Source organism: Hymenobacter psoromatis (genome assembly GCF_020012125.1).
GTDB lineage: Bacteria > Bacteroidota > Bacteroidia > Cytophagales > Hymenobacteraceae > Hymenobacter > Hymenobacter psoromatis.
Genome location: NZ_JAIFAG010000001.1, coordinates 2721790 through 2741104 on the forward strand (window position 1 = coordinate 2721790; position 19315 = coordinate 2741104).

Below are 19315 nucleotides of genomic sequence, written 5' to 3' on the forward strand. Positions count from 1 at the left end.
GGGGTCTACGGCGGCGGTAGTCGTGGTAGCGTAAGCGGGGGGTAGGCCGGGGCCAGGTCGGCCACCACCGGCCGGGCAGGGTAGTCGGGGTTAGAGATTGGGTTCATGGAAGTGGAAAAGGAAGTGGAAGAAGGATAGTAACGAGGGAAATAGTAACCTCCGCCAGTGCGAAAATTAAGTTTCACGCTTTATGGCTACCCCTCTAAACAGTTGATTTTCCCACACTTTTTTACCTGCCTTTCGGCTAGCCTGGCCATCCCTACCCCCGACCAGACCCTAGTACTGCTGCTGGTGGGCGAAGCTGAAACCCACCTTACTACCCCGGCTCACCTGCTGGTTTTCGAGCTTTTGCTTGACGCTGATGCGCTGGATTTCGGGCAGTGGCGGGGCAATGAGGTCGTTGTTGACGGCCGCAATCATGGCGCTCTCTACGAACAGGCGTAGCGACTCGGCCGTGATGGCGTTGGCGCTCATGTCGTTGCCGGGCAGCTCCAATTGCTGCACGCCTTCCAGAAAATAATGCCCGTCAATGTTAACGAGCAGGCGGCCCAGCAGGTAGCCGGGGTCGTTCAGCCGCTGGTAGCGGATGCTGTCGGCCATGAAATTATAAGCCATGATGTGGCCGAAAAAGCGCCGCCGAAAGTCGGCCGCTACGTAGGGCGTGTTGAGCGGCCCAAAGTCGTCGGGAAAGGTGACAATGTTGGAGTGCATGAGGAAGATGAGCAAATCGCCGGAAAAACGGATGTGAAATTCCATCTCGTTAACCGTCTGATACTCAATTTTCACGCTGGCATCGGAATCAGTGGTCACCTTCTGGGTCAGTTCCCGGCAGAGTTGTTGCGATACCTGCCGCAAGAGCATAAAAGCGGCTTCCGTAGCCCGAAAAATGGCCTGTTTAGCACTGGATTTTTCGCGTAGGCCCTCGGCGATGAGGTAAAGGCGGTCGGGCAGCAGCACCTCGGGCACGGGAGCCACGGCGGGGGGCTCAGCCAGCTTGTCGGCGGGCGCTTTGCGAGCGCGGACCGGCTTTTTAGGGGTAGCGGAGGTGGCAGCGGGGGTAGGCGGGGTGGCGGATGTAGCAGCTTTAGCCATTGTAAGAATAGATGGGCGAAACAATGCGGCCGTAAGCTACGCCGCTGAGCCAGGATGCGCGTTCGCGCCGGCTACTTTTTCATTCGGGGTAGCGTTCGGCCGGGTAGAGGGGGTAGGCGGTGGCCGCCGGGCGCGGCACTGCCGGCCGGCCGCGCTACTTTCGTTTTTTCAACGCTCTTTTTCCTTTTCATGATACAACAGATAGTCCGCCGGGCAGGCGTGGTAGCGCTCCTGCTGGCGGGTACAACCGCGGTGCAGGCGCAGGTAGGCCCCGGCACCCAATGGACCAAAGACGGCTACGGCTACCTGCAAGCGCGGCCCGACGAAATAGTGCAGCTCGACGCCCGCCGCCCCGGCCAGGCCGTGACCGTACTCAGCAAGCAGCAGCTCACGCCCACCGGCCAGGCCGAACCGCTGCGCGTGCGCCGCTTCGCGCTCGCCGACGATGGCCAAAAAGTACTGCTCAACACCAACACCAAGAAAGTGTGGCGCTACGACACCCGCGGCGACTATTGGGTGTACGACCGTGGTAGTAAGCAGCTCACCCAGCTCGGCAAGGGCCGGCCGGAGTCGTCGCTGATGTTTGCCAAGTTCTCGCCCGATGGCGGCAAGGTGGCCTATGTGAGCGAGCACAACCTGTACGTGGAAAACCTGGCTGACCATGCCATTACGCCGCTCACCCAGGACGGCACGCTTCACCTCATCAACGGCACTTTCGACTGGGTGTACGAGGAAGAATTAGATTGCCGCGACGGCTTCCGGTGGGCTCCCGACGGGCAGAGCATCGCCTACTGGCAGCTCGACGCCACCAAGACGCCGAACTACTTGATGCTCGACACCACTGAGAAGCTCTACCCCTATACCGTGGCGGTGGAGTACCCGGTGGTGGGCGAAGACCCCAGCCGCGCCCGCATCGGCGTGGTGCCGGTGGGCGGCGGGGCCACGAAGTGGATGGATATACCCGGCGATGCCGTGCAACACTACCTGCCGCGCATGGAGTGGGCTGGCCCCCAGAAAATTATTGTGCAGCAACTCAACCGCCGCCAGAACGAGAGCCAGGTGTTGCTGGTGAATACCGCCACCGGCACGGCCACGCCGGTGCTGAGCGAGACGGATAAATCCTGGATTGACGCCAAGGACCAGGCCGTGGGCTGGAACTGGATTGAGAGGGGCCGCAAGTTTGTGTGGGCCAGTGAGAAGGACGGCTGGCGGCACCTCTACGCCGTGGACCTGGCCGGCCACGAAAAGCTGCTGACGCCCGGCAACTACGACGTTATCAGCCTGGAAAGCATCGATGAGAAAGGTGGCCAGCTCTATTTCATGGCTTCGCCTACCAACGCCACCCAGACCTACCTCTACCAAGTACCACTGAAAGGCGGCGCAGCCAAGCGCCTAACCCCTGCCGCCCAAGCGGGCTGGCACACTTACGATATCTCGCCCAACGGCAAAATTGCGCTACACTCATTCTCGACTGCCAGGCAGATACCTGTTGACGACATGGTGAGCCTGCCCGATTGCCAGCCTCTCAACGCTGGCGTCAAGCAAACTCCTCCTCCCGGCTGGGAGCAGATTAAGCTGCCTAAAACGGAGTTTTTTCAGGTTAAAACTGTGGACGGCGTGACTCTCGACGGCTGGATGGTAAAGCCCACCAATTTCGACCCTGCAAAGAAATACCCCATTGTATTTTACGTATATGGAGAGCCGGCCAGCCAGACCGTAACCGACCGCATCGGCAGTGGGATGAACCGCCTCTACCAAGGCAACATGGCCGATGATGGCTACGTGTACGTGAGCCTGGACAACCGCGGCACACCGGCCCCGCGCGGCCGCGAGTGGCGCAAGGCTATTTATCACAACATCGGCGCGCTCAACATCCGCGACCAGGCAATGGGCGCGAAGGAAGTACTGAAAAACAGCTACATCGATACCAGCCGGGTAGCCGTGTGGGGCTGGAGCGGTGGCGGCTCCTGTACCCTCAACTTACTGTTTCAATACCCGGAAATATACAAAACCGGCATCAGTATCGCGGCCGTGGACAACCAGCTCAACTACGACAATATCTACCAGGAGCGCTACATGGGCCTGCTACCCGAGGACCGGCACTATTTCGTGGATAACTCGCCGCTGGCCCACGCCAAAAATCTGCGCGGCAACCTGCTAATCATCCACGGCACCGGCGACGACAACGTGCACTACAACAACTGCGAGCAGATGATTAACGAGCTGGTGAAGAACAACAAAACCTTCCAGCTGATGAGCTACCCCAACCGCACCCACAGCCTCTCGGAGGGCGAGGGTACCAGCCGCCACCTGGCTACTACCTATACCAAATTCCTAAAAGAGCACTGCCCGCCTGGGGGGCGGTAGGGGGTAGGGACTACGTAAAAGCCGTCTGTTATTGCGAGCGCAGCAATCCTTCCTAATCGTTGGGTTAGCTGAAATCAGGTGCATCCCGCTAGCAAGTAGCAGCCCCAGAAATAGGGAAAAGCTTAGCACAACTACTTTTTAGTAGCTGCTACCCTAGTCATTCTTCATATCCTCGTGCCCGTAACTAATGACGCGGGTGATGCGCCAGCCGGTCGCGGTACGTTGCCACACATGGATGAACTTATAGGTGCCGCTGAGCTTTTCGGCTTGGCCCTTGTTGGTGTGGTAAAAACGGTGTACAGCTATCTCAACTGCTCCATACCCTTTCAGCGGATGCACTTCGAGCGTACCTTTCACTAGCTCGCGCCGAATATGGCTACCACGGGCGCACATCTCCCGAAAGCTTTTCATTTCTAACTGTCGGCCAGTGGTGAGTCCACCCAGGTCGTGGTAAAACTCCAGGTCGGGCGCGAAAAACGGTTTATAAGCGAGGCTGTCGCAGCGGTTAAAAGCGGCAAATACGCTGCTATCAGCCCACGCAATTTGCTGGTAGAGCACGGCAGGTGCCTGAGCCTGGGCCAGCGCGGGAAGCAGCGCGGCAAACAGTAGAAATAGGTAACGCATCCCACAAAGAACGTTCGCCCTGCGGCTACCGCTACCAATACCCCGCAACTAATAGGGAAAAGGACTGACAGCTCTACCCACGCGGGTTTCTATATGCTCACGCTCGCGCAAAGCTGACCCTCAGCATCGGGTTGCTCGCGTATGAGTTGCACTGCTTGGCCTGTTTATGTGAACTAGTCCGCCAGACGATGCGCTAATGGCCCAGACACCTTGCAGCAGACGCAGGACTTGTCATCCGTTTCTAAAAGCTAAATAAGGTTCTACCCTTTTAGCCAACATCTAACAAGTAAAGGTTAAATAATTTGGCTTGCTGTCTCCTAAACTGTCACCCAGAAAAATAAAAAGCCCGTTTCCAAGCTGGAAACGGGCTTCTCAGCAGAGAAGGAGGGATTCGAACCCCCGGACCTGTTACAGTCAGCGGTTTTCAAGACCGCCGCAATCGACCACTCTGCCACTTCTCTAAAAATGAAATGGTAAAATGGCAGATTAATGAAGCGTGGAAGCTACTTTATCAACTCACTATTTCACCATTTCGTAGAGAGGGGGGGATTCGAACCCCCGATACCGTTGCCGGTATAACGGTTTTCGAAACCGTCGCATTCGACCACTCTGCCACCTCTCTAAAGGTCCCAGACGAGTAGTTGGGGCTGCAAAAGTAGGGGGAAATTTGGAATGAGGCAGTGCGAGGGAAGAATTTTCTTTTACAGGAAGCCTTAGTTGCCTCAAAATCAATCCCAAATCCCTTATTTTTCTTTCTTCATTAAATCTAGTCGGCCCGTCACGGCATCAATACTAACATTGACCTCGAAGCCGATGATGAGCGTCATGCACACGAATTCGAGCCACACCATAAAGCCTACCAGCGCCCCGATGGAGCCGTAGAAGTGGTTATAGGAGTTGAAGATGCGCACGTAGAGCGTGAACAGAAACGACACCAGGAAGATGAGCAGCGTGGCCACCAGCGCGCCGGTCGAGATGAAGGGCCACTTATCATGCACCGGCGGCACGAAGTAATAAATGACGCAAGTCGTAGTTAAAAACAGCCCGATAAGCGAGCCGTAGCGTAGCGCCAAAATCATAAACTCAGTGGAGCTTTCGGGCACGATTTCGTAGAATACCAACCCGTCAATGATGAACGTGCCGAAGAAGATGCCCGCGATGGCTAGCACCAGAATAAGGGCCAGAATAAATGTGAGGCCCGTAGCGATGAGGCGCTTATGGAAATAGCCGCGATGCTTGAACCACGGGTATTTCTTCTCAAACGCATCGAGCAGGGCCATGATGCCATTGCTGCTGAGCACCAGCGCCGACACGAAGCCGAACGAAAGCAGGCCGCCATGCGGAATGCGCACAATGTCCTCGATGGTGCCCGCCGTAGCCGAGTACAGCTCGTGGGGCATGATGTCGGATAGAAACTGTAAAATATCCACATCTAGGTTGGGCACCGGGATGTAGGGAATAAGCGTGAAGAGGAAAATAATGGTCGGAAACAGGGCCAGCGTGAGGTTGAAGGCCATGTAGGCGGCACGTTTTTCCAAGGAGTCAAGCCGCAGTTCGTGCAGCACCCGCTCGCCCACAGCGTATATCGAGATGCGGCCGCCGCGCATTCGCTGGCGCTTGCCCCAGGCCAGCACCGTGCGGTAGGCACGGTGGCGGCGCACATCGGGCAGCGCGCGGCGGCGGGCGGGAGAAGCGAGCATCGATAAGTGAGTGGGTGAGTAGGTGAGTAAAGGAGCAAGTTGGCCGATGAGTTCACGAGCTGGTTTTAGGGGCTCAGCTCTCCTTTACGCAGCTACTCATTTGCCGAACGCGGCCGGCGCGGGCGCGTCGCCGGGGGTAGCGCGGCCGGTGCCGAGCGGCAGGTCGGCCTCGCTTTCGGCAAAGTACGGCGCTAATTTTTCGCGCACGCTGTCCGGAATAGGCACTGGCCGGCCGGTGGCGGTGCTCACAAACACCATCAGCGTGTAGCCTTCGGTGAGCAATTCCTGAGCCTCATTGCGGATTTCGTACTCAAACTTCGCCCGCGAGCCCTCGGTCAGTTCGCGCAATAGTACCCGGATGGTCAGCAGGTCATCATAGCGGGCGGGGCGGCGAAAGCGGGTATGCAGCTCGCCCACCGGCATCCCTACCCCCTGCGCTTCCAGGTCTTTGTAGCGAATGCCTAGCTGCCGAAACGACTCGGTGCGGGCCACCTCAAAGTACGCCGCATAGTTGCCGTGATAGACGTAGCCCATCTGGTCGGTTTCGGCGTAGCGCACCCGGATTTGAATGTCGGCTTGATACATAGGTCGGCTAAGAAAACACCTGTCATGGCAAGCTTGCGAAGCAATCGCACCCGAACGATGGACGAGCGACTGGCGCGGGTGTCGGGCGGGTGCGATTGCTTCGCAAGCTCGCCATGACAAGCGGTTTTTTACATAATGCCCGCCCGCGTCAGCGCCGCTTGATACCGGTGGGCGTTCACCAAGTGCTGCTGCTGCGTGGCGGCGAAGGCGTGATAGCCGCTGAAGTCGTCCTTGGCGCAGAAGTAGAGGTAGTCGTTCTGCTCGGGGTGCAACACGGCGTCAATACTGGTGATGCTGGGCAGGTCGATAGGGCCGGGGGGTAGGCCAGCGTACATATAGGTGTTATAGGGCGAGTCTTTTCGCAGGTGCACGTTGAGCACGCGCTTGATACCAAAATCGCCGTTGGCGTATACTACGGTGGGGTCGGCTTGCAGCTTCATGCCGCGCTTGAGGCGGTTGAGGTACACGCCCGCAATGCGGGGGCGCTCGTCGGCGTGCTGCTGCTGCTCGGCCTCTACGATGCTGGCCAGCGTGCTCACCTGCACGCGGGTGAGACCCAGCTTCTCGCGGGCCGCGTCACGGGCGGGCGTCCAGAACTTCTCGTACTCAGTTTTCATGCGCTGCATGAGATTCTGGGCCGAGGTATTCCAATATAGCTCGTACGTATTCGGGATGAACATGGCCAGCACCGTAGTGGTGTCGAAGCCCAGGCTCCTGGTGTAGCTGGGGCTGCTCAGCAGGGAGTCAATCTGCCGGGGCTGGGCGTCAATCTGCTTGCTGAGCTTGGTGGCCAGCTCGCGGCGCAGCCGCACGTTGGCGAAGGTGAGACGCAGCGGCGACTGGCGGCCCGATTTTAACAGATTGATTATCTGGCGATTGGTGGCATTGTTGACCAGCATGTAGCGGCCGGGCTTCACCACGCCGGGCTTGTTGTAGCCCATGAGCTTGCCCACAAAATACAACGAAAGCCGGTCGATAACGGCTCCCGATTTTTCTACTGCCTTCAAAGCTTGCTGCCAATTATCGCCTCGGCGAATGTATACGTAGGTCGGCAGCTCCTTGGTATCGATGTTAGCAGTGAAAAAAATCTGGAAGAAGTAATAGGAAAAGCACACCAGTGTAAGGCCCAGCAGCACGCTGATGATACCAAACCGATTGCGACGCTTAATGGAATCTGCCCGGTAATCAAAGGCAGACTTTTTGACAGGCTCAGACATAAGACGAAAAATAAATCCCCCAAAATTAACCTCCGGCGGCCAGGTATTCGCTGTTTGGACAGTTGACCGTCCCCACGAAGCGCGTGGGCCCTGGCCGGCTTACCCCTCCAACTTCTCCCCTAGCCGTAGTACCTTGGCCACCCGAACGGGCCGCCCCGGCTGGCCCTCGCTTTTTTCATATAATTTCCTGTTCTGCTTTATGTCTGCTACCCTGCTCCGCATTCACCCCGATAACCCGCCCCAAAACCGCATTCTGCAAGTCGTGGAAGTGCTGCGCAAGGGCGGGCTTATTATTTATCCGACTGATACGGTCTATGGCATTGGCTGCGACATCAACAACGCGAAAGCCGTAGAAAAGCTCTGCCGCATTAAAGGACTGAAGCCAGAAAAAGCCAACCTGAGTTTTATTTGCCACGACTTGTCGCACATCAGCGACTATGCGCACGGCATCACAACCCCCGTATTTAAGGTGCTGAAAAAGGCCCTACCCGGCCCGTTTACGTTCATCTTCGAGGCCAGCCCTAATGCCCCGCGCTACGGCGGCGTGAAGCGCAGCACGGTGGGCATACGGGTGCCCGATAACCAGATTGTGCGTCAGATTGTGAAGGAGTTCGGCACGCCCATCGTGAGCACTTCGGTGCGCGAAAGCGCGGAAACCCTGGTAGAATACGTAACCGACCCCGACCTGATTTTCGAGAAATACCGCGCGCTCGTGGACCTCGTGATTGACGGCGGCTTCGGCGGCAACGAGCCCAGCACCATCGTCGATTGCACCAAGGATGACTTCGAGCTGGTGCGCCAGGGCCTTGGCGATATCGAACAGTTTCTTTAAGAGTAAGTTGAGTAATGGGGGTAGTAAGTGTAATGTCGTTCTCACAGCCGAACGACATTACGCTTACTACCCCCATTACTCAACTTACTCTTTTGTGTTTCCACCTTCGGTGCGTCCAGAGATATTGTTCGGGTGCCGCGCGAATATCGGCGGCTAATAACTGCACGAAGGAGGCGGTAATCGGGTAACGGGCAGCATCCGGGGTGAGAGTAGTAGTTGCTTCATTGCCAGGCAGCTCCGTAAAGGTGACGGTATAATAGCCCCGTTTCACCCGCTGGGTGCTGGCGCAGAGCACCACGGCGGCGAATTGGGGCGTCAGGCGGTCGGTACTGGTATAAAAGCCGGCCGGCCGATGCAAGAAGTCGGTCCAGTACGGATGGTCGTCGGGGCCAGCGGCCTGGTCCGATACTAGGCTTAGAATTTGGCCCTGGCCCCGGTGGGCTACCAGGTACCGCAATGTGCTGAGCATGGGCACTACCTCGGCTCCCAGGCGCGTGCGTAAGCGGCGCACAAAGTACTCAAAAAACTTGTTGCTCAGCGGCTTGTAGACCCCGGATACCTGCCCCGGAAACCTGACCGCCGCCCCGGCCAGCACCCATTCCCAGTTGCCCATATGGGAGCTAACACCCAATACCTGGCGGCCCTGGGCCAGGTAGCCGCCCAGCAATTCGGGATTGGTGAAGTGCACGCGGCGGTGTAGCTCGGTCGCACTGATGCTAGCTAGCTTGAGGATTTCGACCATTATTTGCGCGAAATGCCAATAAAACTGCTGGGCTACGTGCTGAATTTCGGGAGCTGATTTTTCGGGAAAAGCCTGACGCAGGTTATCGAGCACTACCTGTTGGCGGTAGCGCACCACATAGGCCAGCAGCCAATACAGGCCCTTAGCGAAGCCGTAGAGCACCACCAGCGGCAGATGGGCCAGGGCCAGCAACGGCCAGCTAAGCACGCGGTAGTGCCACGGTACGGCCGGAGGAGTACTCATCGGGGGCCGGGGGCCCCGGCGGGAGCGTAGTCGGTGAGGCTGCGCTGGCCGCTTTGGCGCTGGGTAGCCAGGATTTTGTGGGTAGTCGCATCACGGGCCTCGATGGTGAGGGTGAACGGCCCGGCCGGCAGCGGCCCGAGCGGTAGCTGGCCCACGAGGGGGGTAGGGCGGCCGGCCAGGGCCGTCACGGGCGGCGCGTCGGCATCGGCGGCGGTACCGTCGGGGGCAGCCAGGTGGTAGTGCAGGCGCACGGCGCGGCCGGCCGGCACCGCGTTCAGCTCGGTGTAAAAGAATACGTTATCGGCCCCGCGGCCGTAGTAGCCGCCCGGCGCGCGCGTGAGCAGGTAGCCGCCGCGGTTGAAGGTGCCGGCCGCGCTGGCCTTGGCGGCGGGCCGGGCCAGGAACACAATGTCGCTGAAGGCGGGCGCGGTGGGCGCGGCCACGGTCAGGGGCAGCTCCACAGTGGCCTCGCCAGTGGTGGGATTATATTGGTCGCGGATGTGGCCGCGCAGCGTATAGGTGCCATCGGGCAGCGTCACGCGCTTGAGAAAGCTAAGCGGGTTTTTGAGGGCAATGGTCGTATCGTTGAGCACGGGCGGCTTCAGGGTCACGGTTTCCTGCCAGGCGGCGGTGCCGTCGGCCTTCAGAATGGTCAAATCCACCACCGCCGACGATTGGAACGACTTGGGCGCGCGCTGCCGGTAGGTGAGCGGCTGGGTGGGCACAGTGGCCGAAATCTCTACTTCGCCGCTCGGCCGGGTCTGGTCGAGGCTGCGAAACTGGGCCACTTGCAGCAGCAGCTGCGGCGGGTGGGCCGGGGCCGGTACGGCGACCAGCAGGGTCAGGAACGTAGCGAGGGGTAGGAGGCGCATGGGCACAAAAATAACGGGTAGGCCGCGCGCCGCTACCTTGCGGCCATGTCCGTTGTCTTCACTGAGCTGCATTACTTGCCTTCCATCGCCTTCTTTCAGCAAGCCCTGGCCGACGACGCGCTGCTGCTCGACGCCCACGAGCACTACCGCAAACAGACGTATCGCAACCGCTGCCTGGTGCTCACGGCGCAGGGGCCGCAACCGCTCACGGTACCGGTGCTCGACGGCGCACGAGCGGCCAAGGTCCGCACCAGCGAGATGGAGATTGACTACCGCCAGAACTGGCGACATCGCCACCTACGCACGCTGCAAACCGCCTACGGGGCCTCCCCGTACTTCAGCTACTACGCTGATTATTTGCAGGATATCTACGCCCAAAAGCCTGCCCGGCTCTGGGACCTGAACTTGGCCTTGCTGCAGCTACTGCTACGCTGCCTACGCTGGCCCCTACCCCTGCTCGTCACAGACGCCTACCTTCCCCCCGCTTCCCTAAATCACTCCATAACTGATTCACCACTCGACCGACGCGACTTCCTGACACCCAAAAGTGCCTTGCCCCCGCCAGGACCTGACAGTCCGGCACAGCGACCGTACCCGCAGGTATTTGGTACCGCGTTTGTACCAGGGCTCAGCGTCCTGGACTTGCTATTTATGCAAGGGCCGGCGGCAGGGCAATTTTTGGGAGCCGTGCTGAGGTAGGCAGGCCGCAGAGGGAGGCGTGAGAAAAACACACGTTTTTTGTCTTTTCGGTTTTTGCTACCGCTACTCCTGCCTTTTCCAAAGAAATAAGAGAACCTTCGCTCCCAGGCGCTTGTTTTTCAAATATTCCGCCTTCCTTTACGTATCCGCGTAGCGCAACTATTCGGTCTGGTATCGGTACTGTTATTATCTGCGTCTTATTTATTTCTTGCTTGCATGGAAGCTAAATTTTCAAACCGCGTCAAGGAGGTTATTTCCTTGAGCCGGGAAGAGGCCATCCGGCTGGGCCACGACTACATCGGCACCGAGCACTTGCTGCTGGGCATGATTCGCGAAGGCGAAGGCACGGCTCTAGGCTTGCTCAAAAAGCTGGGGGTAGCCACCGATGAGCTGAAGTTTGCTCTAGAGCAAGCCACGCGTAACACGGCCTCAACCCAGGGCACGAGCATCACCGGCTCGATTCCGCTCACCAAGCAGACCGAGAAGGTGTTGAAAATCACCTACCTCGAAGCCAAGATTTTCAAGTCGGAAATCATTGGTACCGAGCATTTGCTCCTCTCCATTCTGCGTGATGAGGACAATATTTCTTCTCAAATTCTTTCCAAATTCAACGTGAACTACGAAACCGTGCGTGATTCGCTCGACTACCACGGCGCGGCTCCGGTTACCAGCCCTAAGGCTGGCCCGGAGGCTGACGACGATGATGACCGCCTCTTTGGCCAGGGCCAGGGCGGCGGCCGGGGCCAGGGTGCTCAGGGCGGCGCGGCTGGCACCCGCCGGGCCGGCGAAAAATCGAAAACTCCGGTGCTCGATAACTTCGGCCGCGACCTGACCAAGATGGCCGAGGAAGACAAGCTCGACCCCATCGTGGGCCGTGAAAAAGAGATTGAGCGCGTGGCCCAGGTGCTGAGCCGCCGTAAAAAGAACAACCCGATTCTCATCGGTGAGCCGGGGGTAGGCAAAACGGCCATAGCCGAGGGTCTGGCCCTGCGCATCATTCAGAAGAAAGTGAGCCGCGTGCTCTTTAATAAGCGCGTGGTGACCCTGGATTTGGCCTCGCTGGTGGCTGGCACTAAGTACCGCGGCCAGTTTGAGGAGCGCATGAAGGCCGTAATGAACGAGCTGGAAAAATCGCCCGACGTGATTCTGTTCATTGACGAGCTGCACACCATCGTGGGCGCGGGCGGCGCTTCGGGCTCGCTCGATGCTTCGAACATGTTCAAGCCGGCTTTGGCGCGCGGCGAGATTCAATGCATCGGTGCTACCACGCTGGATGAGTATCGCCAGTACATTGAAAAGGATGGCGCGCTGGCCCGTCGCTTCCAGATGGTGATGGTGGACCCCACCACGCCGGAGGAAACTATTGAGATTCTGCATAATATCAAGGATAAGTACCAGGACCACCACCACGTGGTGTACACCGACAAGGCCATTGAGCAGTGCGTGAAGCTAAGCGACCGCTACATGAGCGACCGCTTCCTACCCGACAAAGCCATTGATATTCTGGACGAAGCCGGGGCGCGGGTGCACATCAACAACATCGTGGTGCCGGAGGATATTCTTAAGCTCGAAGAGCAGATTGAGAATATCAAGGGCGAGAAAAACCGCGTGGTGAAGTCGCAGAAATACGAGGAAGCCGCTAAGCTCCGCGACAATGAGAAAAAGCTGCTGGAGCAGCTCGAATCGGCGAAGAAGAGCTGGGAGGACGAAACCAAGAAGAAGCGCTACACGGTGAAGGAGGAAAACGTGGCTGAGGTAATCGCCATGATGACCGGCATCCCCGTGAACCGCGTAGCCCAGAACGAAAGCCAAAAGCTGCTCAACATGGGGGAGGAGCTGCAAGGCAAGGTAATAGGTCAGGAAAAGGCTATCAAGCAGCTGGTAAAAGCCATCCAACGCACCCGCGTGGGCCTGAAAGACCCGAAGAAGCCGATTGGCTCGTTCGTATTCCTCGGCCCGACGGGGGTAGGTAAGACAGAATTGGCGAAGGTGCTGGCTACCTATCTCTTCGATAAGGAAGACGCGCTGGTTCGCGTGGACATGTCGGAATACATGGAGAAATTCAGCGTATCGCGCCTGGTGGGCGCGCCTCCCGGCTACGTGGGCTATGAGGAGGGCGGGCAGCTAACGGAGAAAATCCGCCGCAAGCCGTACTCGGTGATTCTGCTCGACGAGATTGAGAAGGCCCACCCCGACGTATACAACTTACTGCTGCAAGTGCTGGACGACGGTATCCTGACTGATGGCCTGGGCCGCAAGGTGGACTTCCGTAACACGATTATTATCATGACCTCGAACATCGGGGCGCGGGATTTGGCCGATTTCGGCGCGGGCATCGGCTTCGGCACCAAGGCGCGCAACGAAAACATGGACGAGCTGACGAAAGGCACTATCACTAATGCCCTGCGCAAGACGTTCTCGCCCGAGTTCCTGAACCGCTTGGACGATGTGATTGTCTTTAACTCCTTGGAGAAGAAAGATATCCATAAGATTATCGATATCAGCTTGGGTAAGCTGCTGAGCCGCGTGCTCTCGCTGGGCTACAAGGTGGAGCTAACGGAGAAGGCCAAGGATTTTGTGGCCGAGAAGGGCTACGACCCCAAGTACGGCGCGCGCCCGCTCAACCGGGCCATTCAGAAGTATATCGAAGACCCGATTGCTGAGGAAATTCTCAAGGCGCAGCTGTTGCACGGCGATATTATCACCGCTGACCACGAAGAAGGTAAGGAGGAGCTAACCTTCAGCATCGCTAAGAGCGACGAGGCGCCGAACTTGGCCAGCGACGAGCGGCCGGCCGAAGCTCCTTCGGAGCCCGAAGCTGGGGAAGCGAAGTAGTCAAGCATTAGTAGGTTGAAAGGCCGGTTCTGCCAGGTGCAGGGCCGGCCTTTTGCCATTTACCCAAGGTGCTGGCTGGCACAACACGGGCTGACAAGGCAGAGCTTTTTTAAATGGGCATTTATTCGATTTAAATTACTGATTAGTAATGTTTTAATTTACTAAGCTAACCTGAACATCCAGATGGTCAAGTTGAGCGACGGGTGCCGGTGTTAAACAAATTTCGGCAACTCTCGTTCGCTCAGTTGTTTAGTTCAACCAAACCATCTTCCTACCCCACATGAAAATCACCACGCTAAGCGCCGCGCTCGTCAGCGGACTATTGGTTGCCACTGGCTGCTCGTCGAGCACCGATAGCAAAAAAATGGCTGATAATGCCAACGACAAGAAAATTGAGAAAATGGACTCGGCTAACACCAAAGGTGGTGCGATGGCCACGGCCGGCTCGGAAGGCGATGCCAAGGATGTGGCCGACTATATGGTGACACTGGCCAACACCGGCCGCGCTGAATACGAGATGAGCCAAGTGGCCGCCTCACGCGCTACTACCCCCGCCGTGAAGGACTACGCCAGCAAGACCGTAGGCACGCACGCCAAGGACGAAGAAGAGTTGAAGGCCGAAGCCGCCAAGTATAATGTTACGCTGCCCACCGCGCTCTCCAACGACAGCCAGGATATGCTCAACACCCTCAATAAGGAGTCGAAGCCGATGGATTTCGAGAAAAAGTACTTGGATGACATGTCCGATATCAACGACAAGGCCATCGGCAAGGAGAAGGACCTGATTGGCAAAACCACCAACACCGACCTGAAAGCCTACGCGCAGAAAATGATGGACGACGACCAGAAGCACATGGCCGAAGCTAAAACACTGCGTAGCACGATGAAATAAGCGATTTCAACCTATTGCTTGTAGAGCCGCGACCCTTCGCGGCTCTCTTCGCTGAACAGTTGTTCTGGGGAAGAGAGCCGCAAAGGGTCGCGTTTTTTGTTAAATCGCCTTGGCGAAGAGGGATGCGATGGGTCGCGCCGCTACCTCCCTACCCCCCGCGCTGGCTATTACCGCCTTTGGTGTCGTTGTTCTCGATGGCTTTACGCTGCTTGCCTTGGCCGGCCTGGCCAAAGCGGTAGGCAAAGGAGAGGCGAAAGGAGCGCTGAAAAGAACGGTTCTCGCTGTTTTCGGTGAAGAACTGGGTATTCGTGGTGGTGCGGTAGGGCCAGTAGCGGTTGAAGGGGCTGCCAAAATTGAGCACTAAGTCGGCCTTTTCCTTGAGCACCGTTTTCTTCACGCCCATCTGGTAGTAGAGGTTGGCCGGGCCGGTACCCTGGATTTCGGGGCTGCGCGTGGAGGCGTATACGAAGCCTTGCACGGTGAAGGTCTTAGTGACTTTGTAGGAGGAATTGAAGTTAGTGCCAACCATAAACCCCTGGTTACTAGCGTTGAGCGACGGTGAGCGGCGCACAATATATTGCACGTCGGGGCCGGCACTGAGGTCCCATTTGGGACTCGGCTTGGCCGAGAGGTAGACGTTGAACTGATAAAAGGTATTGGCCGCCACGTTGGCGAAAGTTTGCACCGTCACGCTGGGGTCCGGGAGTACGCCGGGGGGTAGGGGCGTCAGCGGATTGGTAGTGAGAAAGCGGACCTGCTCGATGGCGTTGCCGGTGTGCCGCGCCGAGAGGGAGGCGTTGATACTCATCGTTTTGATGTTCGTGTTGTAGCTCAGCTCGTAGGAGTCGGTCAGCTCGGGACTAAGGTCGGGGTTACCAAAATTGATGTTTTTAGCATCGGAACGGTCCACAAACGGGTTGAGGTAATCGATGAACGGCCGGGTGATGCGCCGGCTGTAGGCGGCGCGCAGGCTGGTGGCGTCGCTGAAAGCGTAGCGCACGTTGCCATTGGGCAGGGGCGTCACGTAGCTGCGATTGAAGCCCGAGTTATTAGTCCGAAAATCGGCCGCGATAGATGTGCGCTCCACCCGGCCGCCGAGGCTGATATTCACCTTCTTACCCACTCCGAAGCCGTAGGTAGCGTAGGCCGCCTGCACGTCCTGGGCGTAGCTAAAGTCGGTGGCCCGGCGGCGCGAAGTAGTAAAATCGGCGCTCTGCGCCGAGTACAGCGTATCGACGTTGGCCACCGAAGCAGTGCGCCGGAAAATAGCTTTTGCGCCTATTTCCAGCGTCCGCTTATCGCCAAAGGGCTGGGTGAAGTCGGTCTGGAACGTGACTTCGTGGCCGGGCGTACGGCCCCGGCTGTGCTCGCGGTAGTCGGCCTGGCTCTGCTCCAGCGGCAGGTAGGAGTTGGAATACTGGTCAAAATCGTAGCCAAACGTGCCGTTGTTAAGCGCGTACTGGCCCAGTACGCTCCACTCTTTGCGGGCCGTGGCGAAGGTGCGCGTGTAGGTACCCGTGCCCTCCACGTTGAGGCCGCTGAATAAGCTCTTGGTGTTGCGGAAATACAGCGGGTTTGAGACTGGGAAGGACGCTTTATCTTGGCTAAAGAGGTTTTGGGTAGAGCTACCCCGGTAGCCATCCACCGCGCCGGCCAGCGAAAAGCTATGGTGCTCGGCGGGGTCGTAGTCGAGGCCCACCGTACCATACGTCCAGTTGCCTTTGTTGGAATTATTGCTGCGCTGGCGCAGTGTATCGTTGCCGGCCGGGGTAAAGTTGATGCGCTCGCGGCTGAACTCGCCGGGATTATACCAGCCCCCCACGTTGGCCGAAGACGTGAAGTTGACTTTGCCCTTCCGAAAATTGAGTGCCGAGTTGAGGCCGTAGTTCCGGTTGCCGCCGCTGGCCCCTATCCTGCCATTGAGGCCCTGGTCCACGCCTTTCTTCAGAATAATATTAATAATGCCGGCCGTGCCCTCGCCATCGTACTTGGCCGAGGGGGTAGTAATCACTTCTACGCTCTTAATCTGGTCGGCCGGAATACTTTTGAGCGCTTCGGCCAGGTTCTTAGCCAGCGTGGGCGAGGGCTTATTATTAACGAGTACTTTGAAATTACCCGAGCCGCGCATCTTCACGTTGCCGTCGCCGTCCACGGCCAGCAGCGGGGCCTTGCGCAGCACGTCCTGGGCAGTGCCGCCGGCGTTACTCGCGTCCTGGTCGGCATTGTACACGATGCGGTCGGGACGCACTTCCACCACTGGCCGCTGGCCCACTATCACGGCCTCGGCCAGCGCCTGGGCGGCCACGGGCAGCCGCAACGCGCCTACTTCCGTGGCCCCTACCCCCACCGTTACGGTGCGGGTGCGGGTGCCGTAGCCCACGTAGCTGGCCCGCAGTCGGAAGGTGCCGGCCGCCAGCTTAGTCAGGCTGAACTTGCCCTGGTCGTCGGCCGCCACGCCGGTAATGGGCTTGTCGCCGGTGGCCGGCAGCAGCACTACCGTGGCGTAGGCCACCGGCTGGCGGCTCAGCGAGTCGAGCACCGTGCCGGTGAGCGCGCCGGTAGCACTGGGCGCGGCGGGGGGGGTAGGGGCCTGGGCGGCGGCCATAGTGGCCAGGCCAGCCAGCAGCAGGCCGGTCGCCAGGGAGAACGCACTCGTTTTCATGCTTAAATAGTGGTATTGGCAGCAGAGATGCTATTTTCTATTCAGTGGTTGCTTGGCACCACGCACTAGCGGGAAGTGCGGCTAAAATTTCCCCAACTATCAGATTCAGGGTCATTTTGTTACCGGGCCGGCACATTATTTTTTAGTTATCACCAGCCAGCTTGTACGTCATGCGGCCGGGCCAGCCGCCGCTGATGTCGAGGTCCAGCCTGGTGCACCGGGTACTAACATTGCGCACCAGCGCCGCCGAGCCGAGGGCGAAGTTCAGGGTAGCGCGCTGGCCGGGGGCCAGGCTTCCGCGCTCTATCACGGCCCCCGTGCGCAGGGCCACCGGCATCGGGCCAGTATTGCGGGCCGCCACGCGGAAGCCCTCCGGCTGGTCGCGGCCCAAAATAAATTGCTTGTCCGGCTCTACAAACAAGTGCGAATGGACACCCTGCCTGGCCAGCCGGACGAAGAAACAGGCCCCCGAGTAGCAGGACGGTGAGCAGGAGGAAGCGCATGGGGTAGGCGGGTTGGTGAAACGAGGGCCCAAAGGTGCCCTACCCTTCCCGGCCCGGCGCTCCAGGTCATAATTCGGGCCGCCCCAACTTATGATTTGGGCCGCACCACTTCGCTCGGAGCCTGGTTCAGCAGCTTCTTAAATACGCGGTTGAATGTTGATTTAGAGTTAAATCCGCTTTCCAAGGCCACCCCTACCAGCGAGTAGTGCCCGAAGCGCGGGTCGGCCAGCTTGCGGCGGGCCTCATGCACCCGGTAGGTGTTCACGAAGTCGCTGAAGTTTTGCCCGCAGCCGGTATTGATGACTTTAGAGAGCAGGGCCGGATGGGTGCGCAGGCGCTGGGCCAGCTCGGTCAGCGTCAGCTCGGGCTCCAGCCAGGGTTGGTTTTCGTCCATCAAGGCCAGCAGCTTAGCGCGCCAAGCCAGTAGCTCGGGTGGCAGCGCCACGGGCGGGTAGGCGGCGCGGATAGCCGCTTCGATTTCTTTTTCCGGCAGTGGGTTCAACGCGAGTTCCGCGTCCAGCCCGGCGACGATGGCCTGCTCCGTGGGCGTGGGGCGCAGCAGGGCCTGGGTGTCGGCATCGGCTGGCGGCGCGGGCGTACCAAAGCGCAGCGGGCTGGTAGCGGCGGCGTAGTTGGCCTGAATACCCACCACAATGAGCCCGTAAATCAATAGTCCCCGCATAGCAAAAATGTACCAGGCCGCGTCGTAGCTCAGGTCGAAGAGGTAGTTGAGCAGCGTACTGGCCAGCCCCAGCAGCAGCACCAGGGCTTGCAGCACCAGCAGCTGCCGCAGCCCGGCAAAGCGCAGGCGCTCGGGGTCCGAAAAATTATCGTCGAGGTAGTGGGCGTAGCGGCGGTAGTCGGCCAGCATCCGCAGGCCGTAGGCCACCAGCAGCGCCACACCCAGCCAGTTGAGGGGCTCAAACAAGGCATCGCGCCAGGTAGCGGCGGCCCCCTTGGTGCCGAAAAAATCGGGTAGGGCCTCGTGCCGCAGGCCGCGCCGCCAGCCCAGGTCGAGCAGCGCTACCCCGGCAAATAGCGCCACCTGGGCCAGCCCCGGCAGCAAATGCCGCCAGGCCCGTGGCCCCAGCCGGAACTCCTGGTTGGTGAGGCTGCGAAAGTAGAGGTAGTAGCCCGGCCCCAGCAGCAGGTTCAGCTGCCAGGGCACGTAGAACATCACGGTGGAGTAGCCGTCGTGGCTATCAAACCAGCCCGCGTAGCCCAGCATCCACTGGCTCACGCTGAGGGTAGGTAGGGCAATAAGCAGCGCAAGCAGGGCGTTGGGGGCCGCGCCGCGCCGCCCGGCCCGGCCCAGCAGCCACAGGGTAACTACCGCCCCCGGCACCACGAACGGCAGCAACAGGGCGCTGCGCGGACCAAATTGAAAGAGCATAGCAGCCGCGAAAGTACAGCGCGGGCCGGCCCGCTAGTATCACCATTTTGCTTAGCT

15 protein-coding genes and 2 tRNA genes are annotated in these 19315 nt (G+C 58.9%); 5 read left to right on the forward strand and 12 right to left on the reverse strand.

The features are described from left to right. Positions 1-276 precede the first annotated feature (276 nt). A complete protein-coding gene (locus LC531_RS11880) occupies positions 277-1092 on the reverse strand; it encodes a hypothetical protein (protein ID WP_223650504.1) in 816 nt (271 codons plus the stop codon). Between the two features lie 189 nt (positions 1093-1281). On the opposite strand from LC531_RS11880, the gene LC531_RS11885 reads away from it, so the two are divergent. After that, positions 1282-3459, forward strand: a complete 2178-nt coding sequence (locus LC531_RS11885; RefSeq protein WP_223650505.1) for a S9 family peptidase — start codon at positions 1282-1284, stop codon at positions 3457-3459. 153 nt (positions 3460-3612) lie between these two features. Here the strand turns inward: LC531_RS11885 and LC531_RS11890 are convergent, their stop codons facing one another. From LC531_RS11890 to mltG, 6 genes are all read right to left on the reverse strand, one after another. Further along, positions 3613-4083: a nuclear transport factor 2 family protein gene (locus tag LC531_RS11890; RefSeq protein WP_223650506.1), complete on the reverse strand. Its 471-nt coding sequence runs from the start codon at positions 4081-4083 to the stop codon at positions 3613-3615. A gap of 376 nt (positions 4084-4459) precedes the next feature. Next, positions 4460-4544 (reverse strand) — tRNA-Ser (locus LC531_RS11895). Positions 4545-4618: 74 nt separating this feature from the next. Next, a tRNA-Ser gene (locus tag LC531_RS11900) sits at positions 4619-4705 on the reverse strand. 121 nt (positions 4706-4826) lie between these two features. Continuing rightward, complete coding sequence (locus LC531_RS11905; protein WP_223650507.1) at positions 4827-5783, reverse strand: YihY/virulence factor BrkB family protein; 957 nt, start codon at positions 5781-5783, stop codon at positions 4827-4829. 96 nt (positions 5784-5879) lie between these two features. Continuing rightward, on the reverse strand, positions 5880-6368 hold the full coding sequence (locus LC531_RS11910) for an acyl-CoA thioesterase (protein WP_223650508.1): 489 nt from the start codon (positions 6366-6368) through the stop codon (positions 5880-5882). Positions 6369-6496: 128 nt separating this feature from the next. Continuing rightward, positions 6497-7585 carry an endolytic transglycosylase MltG gene (gene mltG / locus LC531_RS11915; RefSeq protein WP_223650509.1) on the reverse strand — a complete coding sequence of 363 codons (1089 nt, stop codon included), beginning with the start codon at positions 7583-7585 and terminating at the stop codon, positions 6497-6499. Between the two features lie 199 nt (positions 7586-7784). Between mltG and LC531_RS11920 the strand changes: the two genes are divergently transcribed. Next, positions 7785-8417, forward strand: a complete 633-nt coding sequence (locus tag LC531_RS11920) for an L-threonylcarbamoyladenylate synthase (RefSeq protein ID WP_223650510.1) — start codon at positions 7785-7787, stop codon at positions 8415-8417. A 79-nt stretch (positions 8418-8496) separates the two neighbouring features. Here LC531_RS11920 and LC531_RS11925 read toward each other — a convergent pair whose 3' ends face one another. Both LC531_RS11925 and LC531_RS11930 read right to left on the reverse strand, forming a co-directional pair. Continuing rightward, positions 8497-9402 carry a lysophospholipid acyltransferase family protein gene (locus LC531_RS11925; RefSeq protein ID WP_223650511.1) on the reverse strand — a complete coding sequence of 302 codons (906 nt, stop codon included), beginning with the start codon at positions 9400-9402 and terminating at the stop codon, positions 8497-8499. Then, entirely contained in the window at positions 9399-10346 is a 948-nt protein-coding gene (locus tag LC531_RS11930) for a hypothetical protein (RefSeq protein WP_223650512.1), read from the reverse strand. Before LC531_RS11930 ends, LC531_RS11925 begins: the two co-directional genes overlap by 4 nt. Between LC531_RS11930 and LC531_RS11935 the strand changes: the two genes are divergently transcribed. The 3 genes from LC531_RS11935 to LC531_RS11945 all read left to right on the forward strand — a co-directional run bounded on the left by LC531_RS11935 (position 10320) and on the right by LC531_RS11945 (position 14700). Further along, positions 10320-10973, forward strand: coding sequence for a WbqC family protein (locus tag LC531_RS11935; protein WP_223650513.1), 654 nt, complete (start codon positions 10320-10322; stop codon positions 10971-10973). The two genes, LC531_RS11930 and LC531_RS11935, sit on opposite strands and share 27 nt — an antisense overlap. A 216-nt stretch (positions 10974-11189) precedes the next feature. Then, on the forward strand, positions 11190-13808 hold the full coding sequence (locus LC531_RS11940) for an ATP-dependent Clp protease ATP-binding subunit (protein ID WP_223650514.1): 2619 nt from the start codon (positions 11190-11192) through the stop codon (positions 13806-13808). A gap of 280 nt (positions 13809-14088) precedes the next feature. Next, on the forward strand, positions 14089-14700 hold the full coding sequence (locus LC531_RS11945; RefSeq protein WP_223650515.1) for a DUF4142 domain-containing protein: 612 nt from the start codon (positions 14089-14091) through the stop codon (positions 14698-14700). Between the two features lie 148 nt (positions 14701-14848). On the opposite strand, the gene LC531_RS11950 is transcribed toward LC531_RS11945, so the two are convergent. From LC531_RS11950 to LC531_RS11960, 3 genes are all read right to left on the reverse strand, one after another. Further along, positions 14849-17362: a TonB-dependent receptor domain-containing protein gene (locus tag LC531_RS11950; protein ID WP_223650516.1), complete on the reverse strand. Its 2514-nt coding sequence runs from the start codon at positions 17360-17362 to the stop codon at positions 14849-14851. Positions 17363-17504: 142 nt separating this feature from the next. Further along, the gene (locus LC531_RS11955; protein WP_223650517.1) at positions 17505-17783 is read right to left on the reverse strand and encodes a hypothetical protein; all 279 of its coding nucleotides are present in this window, start codon (positions 17781-17783) and stop codon (positions 17505-17507) included. A 170-nt stretch (positions 17784-17953) separates the two neighbouring features. Continuing rightward, positions 17954-19258: a helix-turn-helix transcriptional regulator gene (locus LC531_RS11960; RefSeq protein ID WP_223650518.1), complete on the reverse strand. Its 1305-nt coding sequence runs from the start codon at positions 19256-19258 to the stop codon at positions 17954-17956. Between the last annotated feature and the right edge of the window lie 57 nt (positions 19259-19315).